The organism is Candidatus Lokiarchaeota archaeon (genome assembly GCA_014730275.1).
Classification (GTDB): domain Archaea; phylum Asgardarchaeota; class Thorarchaeia; order Thorarchaeales; family Thorarchaeaceae; genus WJIL01.
Genome location: WJIL01000150.1, coordinates 1 through 4,309, shown reverse-complemented (window position 1 = coordinate 4,309; position 4,309 = coordinate 1). Strand labels below are relative to the sequence as shown.

Genomic DNA, 4,309 nt, shown 5'->3' with positions numbered 1-4,309 from the left:
TCCATTATACGAGCGCTCAGTACCATATGGCGGATCATTTAGGATTATGAGGTGAGTCATAGTTCAATGAACAATTGTTAAATTAATAGGTTTTTGGGTAATCGAGTCTATTTGGAAGAGAATGGAAATCCATTTCAATCATGAGCGCCATAGAGAGCTGTGTCATGGTTCACAGAGCCTCGTTCTCCCTTCTTGCCCTCAAATTTCAGGTCGAAGAACGATTCATTTGGGTTGACTTTCGCGGACGAAAGATAGGACCGAATGAGTGATCGAAGTAGCTCTTCCAAGCTCTTGCCTGCTTGCTTCGCCCTGCTGACCAGAATAGCGCGCTCCTCATCGCTGATTTCAATCTGCACGGTTTTCATCCTTCATTCCTCATGCTTCTTCTACTATTTCTCATAAGTTGAATCTTTACGTCAGTGATTGAATCTCCCAACCAAAGCCATTTTGCTCCTAACCAAGAATGGTAGTGTCCTCACAGCAAAAGATCTGATATCCTTGTGATGGAATCCGGGTGATGGACCGCATAGGCTGCCTTTCAGTTCGAGACAAATGCCCTAGGAAATTGCTGGTATCTCAGGACGATTTTCGCCGCATTCTTGGGTGTGGTGCCTAATAGGTGACGCGCGGACTGCCTGCCACACGGACTAGGGCGGTGGGTCACTCCTCGCGGAGAAGAACCCAGCCCCGAAGGCTGGAAGGTGGATTCGGTCCGCTAACCAGAAGTCCTGCTCTCCATGAAGGGACTCATCATCCCCGGAGAGTCCGCGGTGGTTCGCCTTATCCTTCCGACTCTCCCGACATAGAGCTTTCTCGTTTCTCATTGCTGTGTTAGAGGTCTCTGCAGCCAGTTTGTTTTCTATCCCTGCAAGCCTCTGAAGATGTTAGCAAAAGGTGTTAAGGGTATCTCACGGTTCAGTTGTAAGTTCTCCTAATATAGATTCAACATCAGAAAGCGCTGAGTCAACAGAATCCTTGAAATTGTTAACGGATTTTGAAATACTCTCTGGACACTCAGGAGGACCAGATCCTAACCAGCAGATTTCCCCATCGTAATTGTACAATTCTGCGGCAAGGCTTTCGAAACTCCCACTTACTCCGCCAATAGCTGCTAGTTCTCCCAGCTTTGCAAGCAAATCGTTGCGACTCTTAATCCATGCTTGTTGCTTGCTACTGGAATCTGATACCACGGATTCATTGAGAGGAATTGCATGTTTCAACAGACGTTCAAGCCGAGAATAGAAACCTCGTATTTGTTCTCTGGGATGCTTATCCAATACTCTCCGGAATCTTTTATTCTCTATTGAGGAAGCTAACTCATCGGCAGGCGTGCATCCCAATTTCCTGTATTCATACCAAGCCGATTCAAAATCAAAGTGAAAGAGAATAGAGGGAGGAATGATGTTAGAGCTTAGCTCCTGGATAGAGTGTATCCATATGTGATATTATGTCTCTAGCTAGGCTTATCGCCTCAATGGCATCATTTCTGCCTAGGTGTTTGCAGTAACAATAGTCAGCGTCAGCTCTCAACTCTTGGAGATCAGAAAGCTTGTCTTTCATCTCAGGATCTGCTCCTAAGACAAGCATCTTCTCCTTCACCACCCCGTAATACGTATGGTCGGAGGGCAAATGCGCTCCCTTCTGTAGTATGTGGGCTGCTGTCACTTGAAGAGCCATCAGATATGACCTGTTCATAACGGTTCGAAAATAGCATTCGGAATTGCTGTCTTCATGTGAGTTCATCAGCAGGTCGCAGATTCGGCGAAAGTCTTTTGGATTGAAAACCCACCTTGGAGACATCCTATACCCCACGCGTAATCACATTTAATGCAGCACGGATTCTTATATACTCCTCACGCCTTGATGTCAAGCGCTTTGCGTTCTCTGTGAGCTGGGACCGCATCCGCTTCTTATGCTCCTTTAGCTCTGATTTCGATACTGAAGAATCATGCTGGATTTCTAGCATTATAGCTTTAGTGGGATCGTCTGGATCTCTAAGGAAACGAATTTGAACACCCATCAAACCCTCTGCTCTTTCTCCGTAACGAACAATGTCATCGACCGTTTCCTTCAGGACAGCGTCCATCTCAGTATCTTCTTCCAAGTAGTCTTTAACATCTTCATTCCAAATCACTTGGAACTTTGCAGTTGCAGTTGGTATTGAAATTTCATTGAAAGGAGAGAAAGTATTCAGTTTCATCACTCGCCATTCGTTATCTGAATGAACTGCTCTACTGAACAGATTGTGCAAATTCATAAGCCCCTCCATATTGGATTCTGGTTCCAATCTACGTCTAGTGCCAAATAGCTCCTTTCTGTCCCCCATCCTAAATTTCACTCCACGATAGGGTTTTTCCAAGCTCCCCTCAAAAGATCTCACAGGAAAGGTACTAGAGGTTTTCAAATGCTCTGCGGCACCACGCATTTTTCTTAATACTGAATCTTCAATGTCTTCTGAAAAGCGTTTGAATTCTGAGATGTATACGCCCTCGTATTTAGTTGGGACTTCAAGCGGTTCTTCATATTCGACAAGCTCCTTCAACAGTGGCATCCAAAACACCCCTAATTATCGAGTAAATCTCTTAATTCTTCGATGAGTGCACGAATCTCGTAAGAATCCATTTCTAGCGTAATATTGTTGATTTCACCGTTAGAATCCATGCGCCTCATCACTAATTCAAAGAACTGCGCACTAGGTAGGTTCTCTCTTGGTCCCAGTTTGAGTCTCCTTACGTACAGGGGAGGAACTACAAACCCCTTGATACGAGATAATCTGTAGTATATCGTTGGAAAAGAATCATCCTTCTTCAATATCTCAATTAGTGAGAGTATGTGGTCCCGATGCTCCTCAGGAATCTCCTTTTCAAAGTGATCTTCCATGTCCAGTTCACGAGCTGAAATATACATTGCAGCAAGATTCAAGACGCGCGTGATATTCTGCGCATCCTTCTCATTTACATGCTTGGATACCGCCACACGCGTCTGTTTGTGTGTACTATAAAGCATCAATTCGCTCGTCTTGAGCAGCTCCGGAACTTTTTTCGTGGCAGATTCCAGAGTCTTCCTGTCGAGTTCTGCAAGTTTATCCCAAAACTCGACAGATAGGTCATCAGGTTCGATGTCCTCAGTCATATTCACCACACCATGAATGATTCTATGATTTCCCTATTTAATTCAATCTAAAACGTGTCTATGATTACATACTGCCATAATCAAGAATGCTACGATTGACTTGAAGTATCTGTGAACGATATTTCGAACCAAAATCAGTATTAAGAGAACAGTGTAATCGAGAAGTTGGCCTTCAAACAACGACAACATGATACGAATCATACCGCCAGAATGAGATACGAATCTGCCAACTTATTAGCAAAATAAGCGGGGATCCTAGTAGGCGCAGTATAGGCCCAGTGCCATAAAGACCGGGCAGCAGGGCATTCATTGCGAAAAAATCCCCTTCAACGGCTGTAAGACAAGCTGGTGCTAAGCCGTGAAATGTGAAATATCTCAAGAACATTCAGATAAGGCAAGGTGTTCCACGTGATCCAAAAAAGATTGTCCGAAGTAGACATACGTGATATTACCAGGGAATAGAGCTCCCAGACTTCCCTTCATCTGATATGAGTGGTCGTCACTACAGTAGTATTCTGAAATCTCAAAATGTGAATGAATGAAATAGTTCTCTTTGTGAGGGCATTTTCGGCACATTCGTAGGTGTGGTGCCTAATAGGTGACGCGCGGACTGCCTGCCACACGGACTAGGGCGGTGGGTCACTCCTCAGGGAGAAAAACCCAGCCCCGAAGGCTGGAAGGTGGATTCGGTCCGCTAACCAGAAGTCCTACTCTCCATGAAAGGACTCATCATCCTTGGAGAGTCCGCGGTGGTTCACCTTGCCCGTGTGGGTCGTTCAGGCGGCGGCGACAATGCCTGGATGGGTGATGATTCTCGCACCGTGGTAAAAGCTGTGGGAAATCTCGCTGTCGCCGGTGTGATGTGCCGGGGAATCGACAGGAGCAAGAAGCCGCGACTGCTGGAAGGGCCGTGTCCTGATGATGGCAGACAAAGCCTGTGCTTGACCGGGGTGACGACTCGGTGTGGCGGTGACGCTGGGCATGGGAAGGGTGGAACATAGAAGGGTCGAGTAAGTTGGTCTCGTTTCGCGCTGATGCGGAAAAGTCTAGCTCCCTGTATGCTTTGGCTCCGTGATGTTCGTCTTTGTGCACGCTCGGGCCAGGGGTGCATCGTGAGGTCGAGGAGCAGGTGGATGACGGTGCCAAGGAAAATGAGCCTGAAGCGAGTGCCGAAGTC

6 protein-coding genes are annotated in these 4,309 nt (G+C 46.3%); 1 reads left to right on the top strand and 5 read right to left on the bottom strand.

All coding sequences use genetic code 11. The features are described 5' to 3' along the window. Nucleotides 1–134: 134 nt before the first annotated feature. The 5 genes from GF309_16835 to GF309_16815 form a co-directional block, all read right to left on the bottom strand. Complete coding sequence (locus tag GF309_16835) at nucleotides 135–365, bottom strand: hypothetical protein (GenBank protein MBD3160449.1); 231 nt, start codon at nucleotides 363–365, stop codon at nucleotides 135–137. A gap of 543 nt (nucleotides 366–908) precedes the next feature. Next, nucleotides 909–1,277, bottom strand: coding sequence for a hypothetical protein (locus GF309_16830; GenBank protein ID MBD3160448.1), 369 nt, complete (start codon nucleotides 1,275–1,277; stop codon nucleotides 909–911). 127 nt (nucleotides 1,278–1,404) lie between these two features. Then, nucleotides 1,405–1,800, bottom strand: coding sequence for a HEPN domain-containing protein (locus tag GF309_16825; protein ID MBD3160447.1), 396 nt, complete (start codon nucleotides 1,798–1,800; stop codon nucleotides 1,405–1,407). A 1-nt stretch (nucleotide 1,801) separates the two neighbouring features. Beyond that, on the bottom strand, nucleotides 1,802–2,551 hold the full coding sequence (locus GF309_16820; GenBank protein ID MBD3160446.1) for a hypothetical protein: 750 nt from the start codon (nucleotides 2,549–2,551) through the stop codon (nucleotides 1,802–1,804). A gap of 11 nt (nucleotides 2,552–2,562) precedes the next feature. Beyond that, the gene (locus tag GF309_16815; protein MBD3160445.1) at nucleotides 2,563–3,132 is read right to left on the bottom strand and encodes a hypothetical protein; all 570 of its coding nucleotides are present in this window, start codon (nucleotides 3,130–3,132) and stop codon (nucleotides 2,563–2,565) included. A 716-nt stretch (nucleotides 3,133–3,848) separates the two neighbouring features. Here GF309_16815 and GF309_16810 point away from each other — a divergent pair. Next, nucleotides 3,849–4,133 carry a hypothetical protein gene (locus GF309_16810; GenBank protein ID MBD3160444.1) on the top strand — a complete coding sequence of 95 codons (285 nt, stop codon included), beginning with the start codon at nucleotides 3,849–3,851 and terminating at the stop codon, nucleotides 4,131–4,133. Nucleotides 4,134–4,309: the final 176 nt, after the last annotated feature.